The sequence below is a fragment of the Streptomyces sp. NPDC059008 genome (assembly GCF_042749045.1).
Lineage (GTDB): Bacteria > Actinomycetota > Actinomycetes > Streptomycetales > Streptomycetaceae > Streptomyces.
Genome location: NZ_JBHYJC010000056.1, coordinates 25834 through 40358, shown reverse-complemented (window position 1 = coordinate 40358; position 14525 = coordinate 25834). Strand labels below are relative to the sequence as shown.

Sequence of the window (14525 nt, the reverse complement as noted above, 5' to 3'; positions counted from 1 at the left end):
TCTCGGCGCGCGGCGGCCGCGGCCCTTCGCGCGGGTCGGCCGCCCGGCGGGCCACCTGGTCCGCCGGTCCGCCCGTCAGCCGTGCTTGAGTCCCAGCACCTCGGCCGCCGCGAAGGTCTCGTTCGGCGGGCGCTGCGCGTAGTACGGCGTCAGCAGCCCGTCCAGCTCCTCGAAGCTGAAGACCTCCTTGGCGGTGTCGAACTTGGCGGCGATCCGCGGGCGTTCGGCGATCGCGACCATACCGCCGTGCACGACCAGCAGCTGGCCGTTGACCCGGGCCGCGGCCGGCGCGGCCAGATAGCCGACGAGCGGGGCGACATGCTCGGGGGCCAGCACGTCGAGCCCGCCGTCCGCCGGCTCCTCGAAGCCGGCGAAGACGTCCTCCGTCATACGGGTGCGGGCACGCGGGCAGATCGCGTTGGCCGTCACGCCGTACTTGGCCAGCGCCAGCGCCGTGGAGGTCGTCAGGCCGACGATGCCGCCCTTGGCCGCCGCATAGTTGGGCTGGCCCGCCGAACCGGCCAGGAACGCCTCCGAGGAGGTGTTGATGATCCGGCCGTACACCGGGGCACCGGCTGCCTTGGAGCGTTCGCGCCAGTGGATCGCGGCGAAGTGGGTGGTGTTGAAGTGGCCCTTGAGGTGGACGCGGATGACCGAGTCCCATTCGTCCTCGGTCATCGAGAACACCATCCGGTCGCGGAGGATGCCTGCGTTGTTGACCAGGATGTCGAGCCGTCCGAAGGTGGTGACCGCCAACCGCACGAGCGCGCCGGCCTGTTCGTGGTCGGCGATGTCGCCGAGGTGGGCGACCGCCTGGCCGCCCGCCGCCCGGATCTCGGCGGCGACGTCCTCGGCGGGGGCCGCGGAGGCCTCGCCCGAGCCGTCGCGGCCCGGCTGCCCGTAGTCGTTGACCACGACCCGGGCACCGAGCCGGGCGAGTTCGAGGGCTTCGGCGCGGCCCAGGCCGCGGCCGGCCCCGGTCACGATCGCGGTCAGGCCCTCAAGTGGCTGTGCCATCGCTCTTCCTGTCCTCTCGATCGGTTCTCCGGCGTCCCCGGCCGGGCGCCCGGCCGGCCCGCGCGCAGGAAAGGTCCACAGGCGCGCGGCCGGCCCACAGGCGTGGTCAGATCTCTATGCAGGTGCGCAGCGCGGTCCCGGAACGCATCTGGTCGAGCGCGTCGTTGATCTCGCCGAGCTGGACGCGGTGGGTGATCAGGCCGGCCAGATCGATCCGGCCGGCCCGCCACAGGGCGATGGCCCGCTCGTAGGAGCGCAGCACGTCCGCGCCGCCGTACAGGGACGGCAGGATGCGCTTCTCGTCGAAGAACAGCTCGAACATGTTGACCTGGAAGGTGTCGTCCATGGCGCCCGCGCCGACCACGCACAGGGTGCCGCCGCGCCGGGTCGTCTCGTAGGCGGTGCGGGCGGTGGCGGACTTGCCGACCACCTCGAAGACGTAGTCGAAGCCCTCGCCCGCGGTGATCCGGGCCTTGGCGTCGGCGAGTTCCTCGGGGGCGACGGCTTCGGTGGCGCCGAAGCGCAGCGCAGCCTCCCGGCGGGCCGGCACCGGGTCGACGGCGATGATCTGGGCCGCGCCGCAGGCCCGCGCGCCCTGGATGGTGGAGATGCCGACGCCGCCGCACCCGATGACCGCCACCGAGGAGGCGGCCTCCACCTGGGCCGTGTTGAGGGCCGCGCCGAGCCCGGTGGTGACTCCGCAGCCGATCAGCGCGGCGATCTCGTACGGGACGTCGTCCGGGATGGGGACCGCGCAGTTGGCGGGGACCACGACCTCCTCGGCGAAGGTACCGGTGCCGGCGAAGCCGAACACGTCTCCACCGGGGCGCTTGAAGTTGGGCGTACCGGCGTTCAGGAATCCGGCCAGGCACAGATGGGTCTGGCCGCGCTTGCAGGACGGACAGCTGCCGCAGGCGGGCAGCCAGCAGATCAGGACCCGGTCCCCCTGGCCGACGCCGGTGACACCGTCGCCGACGTCGAGGACCTCCCCGGCTCCCTCGTGCCCGGGAACGAAGGGGGCGGGCTGCGGCAGCACCCCGCTCATGGCCGAGAGGTCGGAGTGGCACAGCCCCGTCGCCCGGATGCGGACCCTGACCTTCCCCGGACCGAACCCCACCGCCTCGACGTCGTCGAGCACCTCCAGCTTGTCCTGACCGGTCTCGTGCTGTACGGCTGCGCGCATGTCACGTCCTCTCAGGCGTCGAGTGGGGGCTGTCCGGGAGAGGCCCCCTAGTTGTGCTCCACCACGGTGTCCACCAGAACCGCCGCGTCGTCCCGCTCGGGTGCCGTGACCGACACCTGGACCCGGCCGGGCTCCCGCCACGCCCGGATGCGGAGGGTCTCGCCCGGGAACACCACTCCCGCGAATCGGGTGGCGTACGAGCGCACCCTGGCCACGTCCCCGTCGAGCACCGTGTCGACGATCGCCTTGAGCGCGACCCCGTAGGTGCACAGCCCGTGCAGGATCGGCCGGTCGAAGCCGGCGAGCTTGGCGAACTCGGGGTCCGCGTGCAGCGGATTCCAGTCCCCGGAGAGGCGGTAGAGCAGCGCCTGGTCCTCGCGGATATGCCGTTCGGTGGTCAGATCAGGGGCGCGCTCGGGAAGTTCGAGGCGCACGGAGGACCCTCGGTCGCCCCCGAAGCCGCCCTCCCCCCGGACGAAGATCTGCGTGTCGCAGGTCCACAACGGCCCCTCCTCGTCGGCGACCTCCGAGCGCAGCACGATCACGGCGGCCTTGCCCTTGTCGTGGACGGCCGGGACGGAGGAGGTCTGCCGGGCGCGGCCGCGCACCGGGAGCGGGCGGTGCACGGTGACGGACTGTCCGCCGTGCAGGACGGCCGCGAGGTCGACGTCGATGCCGGGCGTGGAGAGGCCGCCGGCCACCGCCATCCCGCCGCCCGCCACGGTGGCGAAGCTGGGCAGGACGTGCAGTGCGCTCTCCAGGGTGTAGCGCAGTTCGTCCGGGTCGGTGGCGGGGTGCGGCTTGTCCGGGGTGGCCGCGCCGGCGCCGATGCCGAGGTGGTAGAGCTGGACGTCCTTGTGGTCCCAGGCGAGTTCGGTGGTCCGCGGCTCGGCGGAGAGGGCCTTGGCGGCGTCGATGGGCATGGGGCTGTTGCTCCTTCACCACGGTGTGAAGACCCCGGCCCGGCCGTCCGCACCGTCGGCCGTGCCGGGGTCGTATCTGGTCGGCGCGGTCGCGCTCCGCCGGTGCACGGGACGCATCTAGAACGCGTTCTAGCCGATGGTCCTCATGTATAGCCGATCCTCCCGGCGCCCGGAAGACCCCTGACGCCCAGTCAGATCAGTGGCCGGACAGGCACCCCCGCCGGCGGGCCATGACATTTGTCAGTGCGGATCCCCCACATTCGCATCTGCCGCGGGCCGGCGACTCTCCGTAATGTCGAAGGTGGAAAGCAGGACCGGAAGCAGACGGGGAGCGGGCAGTGAGCGGACCGGAGGGGCGGGCCATGAAGACGGAAACAACACAGGTGACAGGGGATTTGCGCACGGCGCGCAGGGCCGGCGGCGGCACGGCGGTCACCTTCTCCGAAGTGACTCGGAGTTACGGTGCGGTCCGCGCCGTGGACGGCCTCGACCTGGAGATCACCGCGGGCGAAACGGTGGCGCTGCTCGGGCGCAACGGCGCCGGCAAGTCCACCACCGCCAACATGCTGCTGGGCCTGCTGCCGCCCGGCTCGGGCACGGTGCGGCTCTTCGGCGGCGCGCCGGAGACCGCCGTACGGGCGGGCAGGGTCGGCGCGATGCTCCAGGACGGCAAGGCCGTCCCGCGGGTCACGGTCCGCGAACTGATCACCTTCGTCGCCGCCACCTACCCCGCTCCTCTGGACGTCGCCGAGGCCCTGGAGCTCGCGGGCCTCGCCGAGTTCGCCGGGCGGAGAGTGGACCGGCTGTCCGGCGGGCAGGCCCAGCGGGTCCGCTTCGCGATGGCGCTGGCCGGCAACCCCGAGCTGCTGGTGCTCGACGAGCCGACCGCGGCGCTGGACGTCGAGGCGCGCCGGGCGTTCTGGCGCTCCATGCGGGCCTACGCCCGCCGCGGCAACACCATCGTGTTCTCCACCCACTATCTGGAGGAGGCGGACGACAACGCCGACCGGATCGTGGTGATCGACGGCGGCAAGGTGGTCGCCGACGGCAGCGGCGAGGAGATCAGGCGGCGGGCCGGCGGGTCGCTGGTCTCCTTCGACCTCGCGGGGGCGGCGACCGAACCGCTGCCCGGACTGCCCGGTGTGAGCGCCGTGGAGATACGGGGCGAGCGCGCGATGCTGCGCACCACGGACTCCGACGCGACGGTCGTGGCGCTGGCCGGGCGCGGTCTGGTCCGCGGCCTGCAGGTCGCCCCCGCCAGCCTGGAGGACGCCTTCCTCACCCTCACCTCCGCCGAAGCCGGCGCCCCGTCCCTGAAGGAGACCGCGTGATGGTCGACTACATCCGGCTCGAAATCCGCCGCACGCTGCGCGACAAGGGCTTTGTGATCTTCGGCATCGGGATGCCGGTGCTGATGTATGTGCTGATGACCAACATCGGGGCGGGCCCCGGCGGCGCGTCCGCGGAGTGGAAGACCGCCTCGATGGTCGGGATGGCGGCGTACGGCGCGCTGGGCGCGGCCATCGGCACGGGCACCGGCGTCGCCGAGGACAAGCAGCTGGGCTGGCTTCGGCAGCTGCGGATCACCCCGCTGAGTCCGGTGCGCGTGGTGGTGAGCCGGGGGCTGACCGGCTCGGTGACGGTGCTGCCGGCCATCGCCTCCGTCCTGCTGGTGGGCGCGCTGGTCAACGGCGTCCGGATGCCCGCCTGGCAGTGGGCCGCGCTGGTCGGGCTGCTGTGGGTGGGCACCGCCCCCTTCACCCTCCTCGGGCTCGGCAACGGCTACCGCCTCTCCGCGCAGTCCACCGGTGTGGTCAACACGGGCTGCATGCTGCTGCTCTCGATCGTCGGCGGCCTGTGGTTCCCGGCGGAGCTGTTCCCCGGCTGGCTGCGCTCGCTGTCCTCCTGGACGCCCGGCAACCGCTTCGCCGAGCTGGGCCAGAGCGTCACCCAGGGCGGCGCTCCGAGCCTGACCGCGGTGGCGGTGCTGGCCGCCTGGCTGGCACTCTTCGGCGGTTATGCGGTGTACGCATACCGTCGGGCCGCGCGAACGGTGTGACCCACGACGGCGGACCTGGGAAGCGACAGTGCAGCAGACGCAGCAGCAGGACACGGGCGGCCCGCGCCCCGGCAAGACGAACGACGCGGACAGCACGGCCGGCATGGACGGCATGGACGGCACGCAGGCGACGTCGTGCACGACGATCCCGCGGTGCAAGGAGCCGGACAGGGGCCCGGGCAAGTACGCCTTCCTGCCCTGGCTCCTGATGGGTCTGGGGGCCTTCTCCAACATCATCCAGGGCAAGACGGGCAACCCCTGGCTGGCCGGCCTCGGACTGCTCGCCTTCAACTCCTTCTACATCAGCGTCGTGTGGTCCTCCTTCAACCCACGGCGGCGCGACTCCCGTTATCCGCTCATCGCCCTGGGGGTGCTGACCGCCATCACCTTCGCCATCGCGCTCGGGTTCGGCGGCAACTGGTTCCTGTTCTTCCCGCTGCTGTCGCTGGCCTCCGGCACGGTCCGCGCCCTGCGGGGCAAGAAGCTAGCCCTCTGGCTGATCTCCCTCAGCGGTACGGCCGGCTATCTGTCCGGCTGGCGCGACGGCGACCCCTCCGGCTCGTTCGGCATCGGATACGGCACGTTCCTGTCCGGCATGGTGACGGCCACGGTCCTGAGCCTGTTCGACACCATCCAGGAACTGAACGCCACCCGCCAGGAACTCGCCCGGAGCGCCGTGGAGAAGGAGCGGCTGCGCTTCTCCCGCGATCTGCACGACCTGTTGGGGCACACCCTGTCCGTGGTGGTGGTCAAGGCCGAGGCGGTCCGCCGCCTGGCACCGCGCGATCTGGACGCGGCGCTCGCCCAGGCCGCCGACATCGAGGCGGTCGGCCGGCAGGCGCTGACCGAGATCCGCGAGGCGGTCACCGGCTATCGTGAGGGCAGCCTGGCCACGGAACTGGACCGGGCCCGTTCGGCGCTGGAGGCGGCCGGTATCGACCCCGTCGTACGCCAGGCCGGGCCCCCGCTGCCCCCGCAGACCGGCGCGCTGCTGGGCTGGGTGGTCCGCGAGGGTGTCACCAACACCGTCCGGCACAGCGGCGCCACCCGCTGCGAGATCGATGTGCACGCCGACGAGGAGCGGGTACGGCTGACGGTCACCGACGACGGCCGCGGTCCCGTAGGAGCCTCGGGCGCTATCGGCGGCACCGGCCTGAAGGGACTCACCGAGCGGCTCGCCGCGGCGGGCGGCACCCTGCACAGCGGCCCCGACGGCCGGCGCGGCTTCCGTGTCACGGCCGAACTCCCGGTCGGCACGGCCGATATGCCGGAGACGAAGGAGTCGCCGAGGTGATCAAGGGCCTGGATCACGCTGTCTACTCTTGGCGTATGACGGACACCCCAGGCCAGCAGCCCCCCGCACGACCGGTAAGAGTCCTCCTCGCCGAGGACCAGGGGATGATGCGGGGTGCGCTGGCGCTGCTGCTCGACCTGGAAGAGGACATGGAGGTCGTGGCGCAGGTGGCGGCGGGCGACCAGATCGTCGCCACCGCCCTGGACGCCCGTCCCGACATCGCCCTCCTGGACATCGAACTCCCCGGCCGCAGCGGCCTGGACGCCGCGGCCGACCTGCGCACACAGCTGCCGTCCTGCAAGGTCCTGATCGTGACGACCTTCGGCCGGCCCGGCTATCTGCGGCGCGCCATGGAGGCCGGAGCGTCCGGCTTCCTGGTGAAGGACGGCCCGGTGGAGGAGCTGGCGGCGGCGATCCGCCGGGTGCTCGCCGGAGAGCGTGTGATCGATCCGGGCCTGGCCGCGGCCGCGCTGAGCGCCGGTCCCAGTCCGCTGACCCAGCGCGAACGCGATGTCCTCACCGCAGCGGTGGACGGCGCCACGGTCGCCGATATCGCCGGCAGGCTCCACCTCTCCCAGGCCACCGTCCGCAACTACCTCTCCGCGGCCATCGGCAAGACCGGCACCCGCAACCGCATGGAGGCGGTACGGACGGCCCGGCAGAACGGGTGGCTGTAGGGAGCGATCCCCGGGGCGGGCCTTGCTTACGGGCGTGGGGCCCTACTCCTTCGCCGTCCCTGCTCCTTGGCCGTCCCTGCTCCTTCGCCGTCCCCACTTCGGGGGCCGTTGCTACTTCTGCGCGGTGTCCTGAGCATGGGCGGAGTCCTGAGCATGAGCGGAGTCCTGAGCATGGGCGGTGTCCGTCCGGCGCCTCGGCAGGGCGATCACCATCAGCAGGATGCCGCCCAACAGGACCACCGTGCCGACCTGGAAGGCCAGGGCGTAGCCGTCCGCCAGGGCCTGCGCGCCGTGGCCCGCCTCGATACGGGCGGCGGCGATCGTGGACAGGACCGACAGGCCCAGCGCCCCGCCCATTTGGCGTGAGGTGTTGATCAGGCCGGAGACCAGGCCCTGGTCGGCGGGGTCGGCGCCGGAGGTGGCGATGGCGGCGACCGGAGTCGCGGTCAGGCCCGCGCCCAGCGCCATCAGGACGCCGGGGCCGAGGAGCGTGCCCAGGTACGTGCCGTCCACGCCCATCGCGCCCTGCCAGGCCATGCCCGACGCGGAGATCACCGCGCCGACGACGGCCAGGGTCTTGGCGCCCATCCGGTTCATCAGCCGCGGCCCGAGCTTGGAGCCGAGGACGATGCTCAGCGAGTGCGGAAGGAAGGACAGCCCGGCCTGCAGCGGCGGGTAGCCCAGCACGTTCTGCATGTAGAGCGACAGGAAGTACCACATCGAGAACATCGCGGCGCCGAGCAGCACCATCGCCGCGTTCGCCGAGGAGACCGGGCGCAGCCGGAAGAGCCCCAGCGGCATCAACGGCGCCTTGGCCCGCGCCTCGACGGCGAGGAACACCGCGAGCACGACCAGTCCGGCGGCCATCGGAAGCAGCGCGGACGCCGACGTCCAGCCGTCCGTCTCGGTCTGCACGATCCCGTACGCCACGAGCCCGAGCCCGCCGGTCACCAGCAGCGCGCCCGGCACGTCGAGCCGCCGCCCGAGGCCCTGGCGGCTCTCGGTGAGCCACAGCACCGCACCGATCAGCACCAGCGCCCCGACCGGCACATTGATCAGCAGCACCCAGCGCCACGACAGGAACTCGGTGAGCACCCCGCCGACCAGGCCGCCCACCGCGCCACCGCCGGCGCCGACCGCCGTCCAGGTGGCGATGGCCCGGGTACGGGCCGGACCGGCCGGGAACGACGTGGTCAGAATCGTGAGGGTGGCCGGGGAGAGCACGGCGGCGCCGACGCCCTGGACCGCTCGGGCGGTGATCAGCTGCCACGGCTGCTGCGCCAGCCCGCCCCCCAGGCTGGCGAGGGTGAACAGCGCCAGCCCGACGACGAACACCCGCTTGCGGCCGAAGAGGTCGGCGGCCCGGCCGCCGAGCAGCATGAAGCCGGCGAAGGTGATGACGTACGCGTTGACGATCCACTGCAGGCCCAGCTCGCTCAGCCCCAGCCCGGCCCGTACGGCGGGCAGCGCCACGTTCACGACGGAGACGTCCAGGACGACCAGGAACTGACCTGCGCAGACCAGGAGCATCACCAGCCAGGCCGGTGCGACCGTGCGGCGCGGAGTTTCGGACAGGGTCGCGGGGGTGGCTATCGGGGGCATGCGGACCATGCTCGCATTCGCCGTTCGCCCCCCGCATCGGGATATCGGTGCATCTACCACCGGACCCGGGGACCTAGGTCGCGAGACGGAGGCGGGGCCGCCGCCCCACCCGCCTCACCGGACAACCGGCCCCCGACCGGCCCCACCAGCCTTACCGCCGCAGCAGCGTCACCACCGCCGCCCCGCCCAGCCCGATGTTGTGGGCCAGGCCCACCCGCGCACCGGGGACCTGCCGTTCGCCCGCCGTGCCGCGCAGTTGCCAGACCAGCTCCGCGGCCTGGGCCAGGCCCGTCGCGCCCAGCGGATGCCCCTTGGAGATCAGGCCGCCGGAGGGGTTGACCACCCAGCGGCCGCCGTAGCTCGTGGCGCCTTCGGCGACCAGCTTCCCGGACTCGCCGTCCGCGCACATGCCCAACGCCTCGTACGTCAGCAGCTCGTTGATCGAGAAGCAGTCGTGCAGCTCGATGACGTCGACGTCCTCGATGCCCAGGCCGCTGGCCGCGTACACCTGCCGGGCCGCGGCGCGCGACATCGGCTTGCCGACCACGTCGATGCAGGAGCCGGCGGCGAAGCTGTCCTCGGTGTCGGTGGTCATGGCCTGCGCGGCGATCTCCACCGCCCGGTCGGCCAGCCCGTGTTCGCGGACGAACCGCTCGGAGGCGACGACCGCGGCGGCCGCCCCGTCCGAGGTCGGCGAGCACTGGAGCCTGGTCAGCGGAGGGTGGATGGCCTTGGCGGCGAGGACCTCCTCGACCGTGTAGACCTCCTGGAACTGGGCGTGGGGGTTGTGCGCGGAGTGCCGGTGGTTCTTCGCACCGACCGCGGCGAGCTGCTCCGCCGTGGTGCCGTAGCGCTCCATGTGCTCACGGGCCGCGTTGCCGAAGATCTGGGCGGTGGGCGGGGTGGGCTCGAAGCCGTGGGCGGCCGCCATCACGCCGTAGTGGCGGGCCACCGGAGACGTGCTGCCCCCGACATCGGCGGCTCCGCCACGGGCCGTTCCGTCCGCGCCGCCGCCCAGCGCACCGCGGCGCATCTTCTCGAAGCCGAGCGCCAGTACGCAGTCGTTGATCCCCGCCTCGACGAACTGGCGCGCCATCATCAGCGCGGTCGAGGCGGTCGCACAGTTGTTGTTGACGTTGTAGACGGGGATGCCGGTCAGGCCGAGTTCGTACACGGCGCGCTGGCCCGCCGTCGAGGCCTGGTAGCAGTAGCCGACCGGCACCTGCTCGACCGCCTCGTAGCCGATCCCCGCGTCGGCGAGCGCCTTGCCGCCCGCCTCCTTGGCCATGTCCCAGTACTGCCACGCGCGGGTCTCGGGCTTCTCGAACTTGGTCATCCCGACGCCGACGATGAACGCCTTGCCGGCCATATGTGTCCTCCTGGAGAGGTAGCGGTGCGTCAGATGAGGGGACGGGGCTCCGGGTCGCGGGGCAGGCCGAGCAGTCGCTCCGCGACGACGTTGCGCTGCACCTGGGTGGTACCGCCGGCGATGGTCAGACAGCGCGACATCAAGAAGCCGTGCAGCGCCCGCTCACCGGCACCCTCGCGCACCGCGCCGGCCGGGCCGAGGAGTTCCAGCGCCAGTTCGGCGACCTTCTGCTGGTGCGGGGTCTGCACCAGCTTGCGGATGCTGGCGCCGGCGCCCGGTTCCAGGCCCGATACCTGCTGGAGCGTGGTCCGCAGCCCGATGCAGCCCAGGGCGTGCGCCTCGGCGGCCAGCGCGCCGAGGCGCACGTGTGTCGACGCGTCCAGTCCGGCGGCGCGGTCGAGGAGCGCCTCCAGGCCGGTGTCGAAGGTCAACTGGTCGGCCATGTGGACGCGTTCGTTGTCCAGGGTGGTACGGGCCACCCGCCAGCCGTTGTCGACCTCACCGACCACGGCGTCGGCCGGCAGCAGCACATCGTCGAAGTAGACCTCGTTGAACAGCGCGTCGCCGGTGATCTCCTTCAGCGGCCGGATCTCGATGCCGGAGGTCGCCATGTCGACGAGGAAGAACGTCAGCCCCTTGTGCTTGGGCGCGTCCGGGTCGGTGCGGGCGAGCAGGATCCCGTGGCTCGACCACTGGGCCGCCGAGGTCCACACCTTCTGGCCGTTGACCCGCCAGCCGCCGTCCACCCGCTCGGCGCGGGTCCGCAGCGACGCCAGGTCGGAACCGGCCTCCGGCTCGGAGAACAACTGGCACCACAGCAGTTCGCCGCGCAGCGTCGGAAGCAAGAGTCGCTCCTGCTGCGCCCGGGTGCCGTGGGCGATCAGGGAGGGCACCACCCAGGTGGCGATGCCCAGATCGCTGATCTCGACCCCGGCGGCCGCCATTTCCTGCTGGATCGCCAGCTGCCGGACGGGCCCGGCGCCCAGGCCGTAGGGCTCGGGGAGGTGCGGCGCGGCATAGCCGGTGGGTGCCAGCGCGCGGCGTACCGCGGCGGGGTCCAGTCCGCGTACGCCGTCGACGACCCCGCGGGCCTCGGCGCGGTACCCGTCCGCCTCGGCGGGGAGTTCGAGGCGCAGCGCGCGCCGGGCGCCGTCGGCGGCGTGGCGGGCGGCGCGCAGCCGATGGGTGTCGCCGCCGCCCAGCAGCTGGCGGGCCACGGTCGCCCGCCGCAGGTGGAGGTGGGCGTCGTGCTCCCAGGTGAAGCCGATGCCGCCGAGGATCTGGATGCAGTCCTTGGCGCAGCTGAAGGCGGCGTCCAGGGCGGTGGCGGTGGCCAGCGCCGCGACCAGTCCGCGGACCTCGGGCGCCTCGTGCAGCGCCCGGGCCGCGTCCCAGACCAGGGCACGGGCCTGCTCACAGCGTACGAGCAGGTCGGCGCAGAGGTGTTTGACCCCCTGAAACTGGCCGATCGGGCGGCCGAACTGCTCGCGTACGGCGGCGTGTTCGGCGGCGGTGCGCAGTGCCCAGGCCGCCGTTCCGCAGCTCTCCGCGGCGAACAGCACCCCGGCCAGGTCCCGGACGAGGGCGTTGTCGACGGCCAGTACCCGCTCGCCGGGCACCCGCACCCCCTCCGCGGTCACCTCCGCGGTCGGCCGGGTCGGGTCGGCGCTCTCCTGGGGGCGTACGTCCAGCGCGTCGGCGTCGACGGCGCACCAGACGGTCGTGGTGGCCCCTTCGGCCGCCAGCACGATCAGATCCGCGTCGGCGCCGGCGAGGACCGGGGGCGCGGTGCCGTCCAGGACGTAGCCGTCGGCGGCCTCGACGGCGGTGAGCGAGCCGGGGCCGAGCGCGACGGCGGCGATCCGCTCACCGGCGACGAGGGCCCGCAGAAGGGTGTGCCGGCCGGCGCGGTGCAGCAGTTCCGCGGCGAGGACGGTGGGCAGGTACGGGCCGGGGAGCGCGGCGCGGCCCAGCTCCTCCAGTACGACGGCGAGGTCGAGCAGTTCGCCGCCGCCTCCGCCGTCGGCTTCGGGGAGATGGAGACCGAGCAGGCCCTGCGCCGCGAGCCCGTCCCAGTAGACGGGCCGCCCATGCCGCCCGGGCGCGGCGTCGAGCAACTTGCGCACCTCCTCGGGCGGTACGGCGCGCGCGGCCCAGCCGCCCGCCGCCTCGGCGAGGTCACGGTGCTCCTGCGTGATTCCGATGCCCATGCGGCGCAGACTAGAACACGTTTCAATCTGACGGAAGGCCAGATACGGATGCGGCCGGGATTCGGCGGCAGGGTGGAGCCGACGGCCGGTGACCGCGGAGCGGGTTCGCGGAAGCCGGGAAGCAGACCCGGAAGCAGGGTCCGGAAACGGTGGGGCAAATTCCGGTACGGGCCGGGCCGCTTTTCCCGGCGGCCTCCTGGCACCCGCGCGGATTCACCGCTTTCGGGCATCGGCGAAACGCCCGCCGAAAATCGCCGGGAACGGACGTCGAACGACAGAGGCCGGGACAGGCGCCCCTCGTAGGCAAGAAACGGGTACCGGCGGAACGACTCCGGAAGAACGGTCACCGGAACAACCGGTCGCCGAAGAACGGACACGGGAGAGCGGACGGGCACAAGTGCGGACGACGGGAAATGCGAACCCTCGTTCCGATATCCGTATATGCCCTACGCCCTACGCCCTGGCTCATACGCCTCACAGGCAGACCCCCGCACCATCCGCCCCACCCCATACGGCACGATGAGCCATCTGACCGCACCACCTGGAGGAAGCCCATGTCCGCTCCCACCGCTCAGCCCGCTCCGCGGCCGGAGATACTCGCCGCGTTCGAGGCGGCGAAGGGCTTCATGCCCGTGGACGAGGGGCTCGCCCTGTACGCCGCGGCGAGCGAGGCGGCGGCGCTCGGCCTGCCCCTGGTGGAGGTCGGCACCTACTGCGGCCGGTCCACCATCCTGCTCGCGGACGCCGCGCGCGGCGCCGGGGTGATGGCCGTCACCGTCGACCACCACCGGGGCAGCGAGGAGCAGCAGCCCGGCTGGGAGTACCACGATCCGTCCGTCGTCGACCCCGAGGTCGGCCGGATGGACACCCTGCCCACCTTCCGCCGCACCCTGCACGCCGCCGGGCTGGAGGACCAGGTGATCGCCCTGGTGGGCCGTTCGCCGCAGATCGCGGCCCTGTGGCAGGCGCCGGTCGGCCTGGTCTTCGTCGACGGCGGGCACACCGACGAGCACGCCCGTGCCGACTACGAGGGCTGGGCCCCGCATATCGCGCCCGACGGGCTGCTGGTCATCCACGACGTCTTCGCGGACCCGGCGGACGGCGGCCAGGCCCCGTACCGCATCTACCGCAGGGCACTGGAGTCCGGCGCCTTCACCGAGATCTCCGCGCACCGGTCGCTGCACGTCCTTCGGCGCACCGGCGCCGGCATCTGAGCGGGCTACCATCGCGGACGTGTCGAACGGCAGCACTTTCCCCCCGCCCCGCCGCCTGCGCGGCACCCTGCTCCTGGTGCTGGTGGCGGTGGTGGTCGTCGGCCTCGGGGGCTGGCTGGCCTGGCGGTCGTCGGGCGGCGACGGCGGCGAGCCGCCACGAGCGGGACGGCCCGCACCGGACCGGTCCGCCGCGGACGAGGCGGCCGGCGGCGCGGCGGGGCACGGCGGCTCCTCCGACGGCGCGGACGGGCGGGGGGACGCTGCGGGTGACGACAACGGCACGGCCGGCCCCAGGCGCGGCGACCTCAAGGGCAGAACCGTGGTGATCGACCCCGGCCACAATCCGCGCAACCGCGATCACGGCCGGGAGATCGCCCGGCTGGTGGACATCGGCAACGAGCGCAAGGAGTGCGACACCACCGGCACCGCCACCAACGACGGCTACTCGGAGGCCTCCTTCACCCTGGACGTCGCCCGCCGGGCCCGCACGCTCCTGGAACGCCGGGGCGCCAAGGTCGTCTTCACCCAGGACGGCGACCGGCCGTACGGGCCGTGTGTGGACGAGCGCGCGGCCCTCGGGAACAAGGCGCACGCCGATGCCGCGCTCTCCCTCCATGCCGACGGTTCAGGCACCGGGAACCGCGGCTTCCACGTCATCCTGCCCGCGCGCGTCACGGCCGGGTCGGCGGACACCTCCGCCATCGTCAAGCCCTCGCGGAAGCTCGGCGAAGGGCTGGCCCGCCGGTTCATGGCGGCGACCGGAAGTGAGCCGTCCAATTACATCGGCGGCGGCACGGGGCTCGACGTACGTTCCGACCTCGGCGGCCTCAACCTCTCCAGGGTGCCGAAGGTGTTCATCGAGTGCGGCAATATGCGCGATCCGAAGGACGCCGCGCAATTGACCGATCCCAAGTGGCGGCAGAAAGCGGCCCTCGGGATCACCGAGGGCATTACGGACTTCCTGACGCGCTGACCGC

12 protein-coding genes are annotated in these 14525 nt (G+C 72.7%); 6 read left to right on the top strand and 6 right to left on the bottom strand.

Annotation, left to right across the window (positions count from 1 at the left end):
• Positions 1-75: 75 nt before the first annotated feature.
• From ACFWZH_RS35360 to ACFWZH_RS35350, 3 genes are all read right to left on the bottom strand, one after another.
• A complete protein-coding gene (locus ACFWZH_RS35360; protein ID WP_384441067.1) occupies positions 76-1017 on the bottom strand; it encodes a 3-oxoacyl-ACP reductase in 942 nt (313 codons plus the stop codon).
• A gap of 106 nt (positions 1018-1123) precedes the next feature.
• A complete protein-coding gene (locus ACFWZH_RS35355; RefSeq protein ID WP_384441064.1) occupies positions 1124-2200 on the bottom strand; it encodes a Zn-dependent alcohol dehydrogenase in 1077 nt (358 codons plus the stop codon).
• Between the two features lie 47 nt (positions 2201-2247).
• Positions 2248-3123: a MaoC/PaaZ C-terminal domain-containing protein gene (locus ACFWZH_RS35350; protein ID WP_384441061.1), complete on the bottom strand. Its 876-nt coding sequence runs from the start codon at positions 3121-3123 to the stop codon at positions 2248-2250.
• Positions 3124-3485: 362 nt separating this feature from the next.
• On the opposite strand from ACFWZH_RS35350, the gene ACFWZH_RS35345 reads away from it, so the two are divergent.
• From ACFWZH_RS35345 to ACFWZH_RS35330, 4 genes are all read left to right on the top strand, one after another.
• On the top strand, positions 3486-4454 hold the full coding sequence (locus tag ACFWZH_RS35345) for an ABC transporter ATP-binding protein (RefSeq protein WP_384441058.1): 969 nt from the start codon (positions 3486-3488) through the stop codon (positions 4452-4454).
• The gene (locus ACFWZH_RS35340; protein WP_384441055.1) at positions 4454-5182 is read left to right on the top strand and encodes an ABC transporter permease; all 729 of its coding nucleotides are present in this window, start codon (positions 4454-4456) and stop codon (positions 5180-5182) included. The genes ACFWZH_RS35345 and ACFWZH_RS35340 overlap by 1 nt, the downstream gene beginning before the upstream one ends.
• 112 nt (positions 5183-5294) lie before the next feature.
• Positions 5295-6476 (top strand): histidine kinase, encoded by a 1182-nt coding sequence (locus ACFWZH_RS35335; protein ID WP_384441076.1) that lies wholly within the window; start codon positions 5295-5297, stop codon positions 6474-6476.
• Positions 6477-6511: 35 nt separating this feature from the next.
• Positions 6512-7153, top strand: a complete 642-nt coding sequence (locus tag ACFWZH_RS35330; RefSeq protein WP_384441052.1) for a response regulator — start codon at positions 6512-6514, stop codon at positions 7151-7153.
• Between the two features lie 111 nt (positions 7154-7264).
• Here the strand turns inward: ACFWZH_RS35330 and ACFWZH_RS35325 are convergent, their stop codons facing one another.
• The 3 genes from ACFWZH_RS35325 to ACFWZH_RS35315 all read right to left on the bottom strand — a co-directional run bounded on the left by ACFWZH_RS35325 (position 7265) and on the right by ACFWZH_RS35315 (position 12334).
• Positions 7265-8764, bottom strand: coding sequence for an MFS transporter (locus ACFWZH_RS35325; RefSeq protein ID WP_384441050.1), 1500 nt, complete (start codon positions 8762-8764; stop codon positions 7265-7267).
• 142 nt (positions 8765-8906) lie between these two features.
• Positions 8907-10124, bottom strand: coding sequence for a lipid-transfer protein (locus ACFWZH_RS35320; RefSeq protein ID WP_384441046.1), 1218 nt, complete (start codon positions 10122-10124; stop codon positions 8907-8909).
• Positions 10125-10153: 29 nt separating this feature from the next.
• On the bottom strand, positions 10154-12334 hold the full coding sequence (locus tag ACFWZH_RS35315; RefSeq protein WP_384441044.1) for an acyl-CoA dehydrogenase: 2181 nt from the start codon (positions 12332-12334) through the stop codon (positions 10154-10156).
• 554 nt (positions 12335-12888) lie between these two features.
• Between ACFWZH_RS35315 and ACFWZH_RS35310 the strand changes: the two genes are divergently transcribed.
• Both ACFWZH_RS35310 and ACFWZH_RS35305 read left to right on the top strand, forming a co-directional pair.
• A complete protein-coding gene (locus tag ACFWZH_RS35310; RefSeq protein ID WP_384441041.1) occupies positions 12889-13548 on the top strand; it encodes a class I SAM-dependent methyltransferase in 660 nt (219 codons plus the stop codon).
• Between the two features lie 19 nt (positions 13549-13567).
• Positions 13568-14521, top strand: a complete 954-nt coding sequence (locus tag ACFWZH_RS35305; protein WP_384441038.1) for an N-acetylmuramoyl-L-alanine amidase — start codon at positions 13568-13570, stop codon at positions 14519-14521.
• The last annotated feature ends 4 nt before the right edge of the window (positions 14522-14525 follow it).

Bases quoted from the DNA above. Each gene is read 5' to 3' on its own strand.
- ACFWZH_RS35360 (WP_384441067.1), bottom strand. From the start codon at position 1,017: ATGGCACAGCCACTTGAGGGCCTGACCGCGATCGTGACCGGGGCCGGC.
- ACFWZH_RS35355 (WP_384441064.1), bottom strand. From the start codon at position 2,200: ATGCGCGCAGCCGTACAGCACGAGACCGGTCAGGACAAGCTGGAGGTG.
- ACFWZH_RS35350 (WP_384441061.1), bottom strand. From the start codon at position 3,123: ATGCCCATCGACGCCGCCAAGGCCCTCTCCGCCGAGCCGCGGACCACC.
- ACFWZH_RS35345 (WP_384441058.1), top strand. From the start codon at position 3,486: ATGAAGACGGAAACAACACAGGTGACAGGGGATTTGCGCACGGCGCGC.
- ACFWZH_RS35340 (WP_384441055.1), top strand. From the start codon at position 4,454: ATGGTCGACTACATCCGGCTCGAAATCCGCCGCACGCTGCGCGACAAG.
- ACFWZH_RS35335 (WP_384441076.1), top strand. From the start codon at position 5,295: ATGGACGGCACGCAGGCGACGTCGTGCACGACGATCCCGCGGTGCAAG.
- ACFWZH_RS35330 (WP_384441052.1), top strand. From the start codon at position 6,512: ATGACGGACACCCCAGGCCAGCAGCCCCCCGCACGACCGGTAAGAGTC.
- ACFWZH_RS35325 (WP_384441050.1), bottom strand. From the start codon at position 8,764: ATGGTCCGCATGCCCCCGATAGCCACCCCCGCGACCCTGTCCGAAACT.
- ACFWZH_RS35320 (WP_384441046.1), bottom strand. From the start codon at position 10,124: ATGGCCGGCAAGGCGTTCATCGTCGGCGTCGGGATGACCAAGTTCGAG.
- ACFWZH_RS35315 (WP_384441044.1), bottom strand. From the start codon at position 12,334: ATGGGCATCGGAATCACGCAGGAGCACCGTGACCTCGCCGAGGCGGCG.
- ACFWZH_RS35310 (WP_384441041.1), top strand. From the start codon at position 12,889: ATGTCCGCTCCCACCGCTCAGCCCGCTCCGCGGCCGGAGATACTCGCC.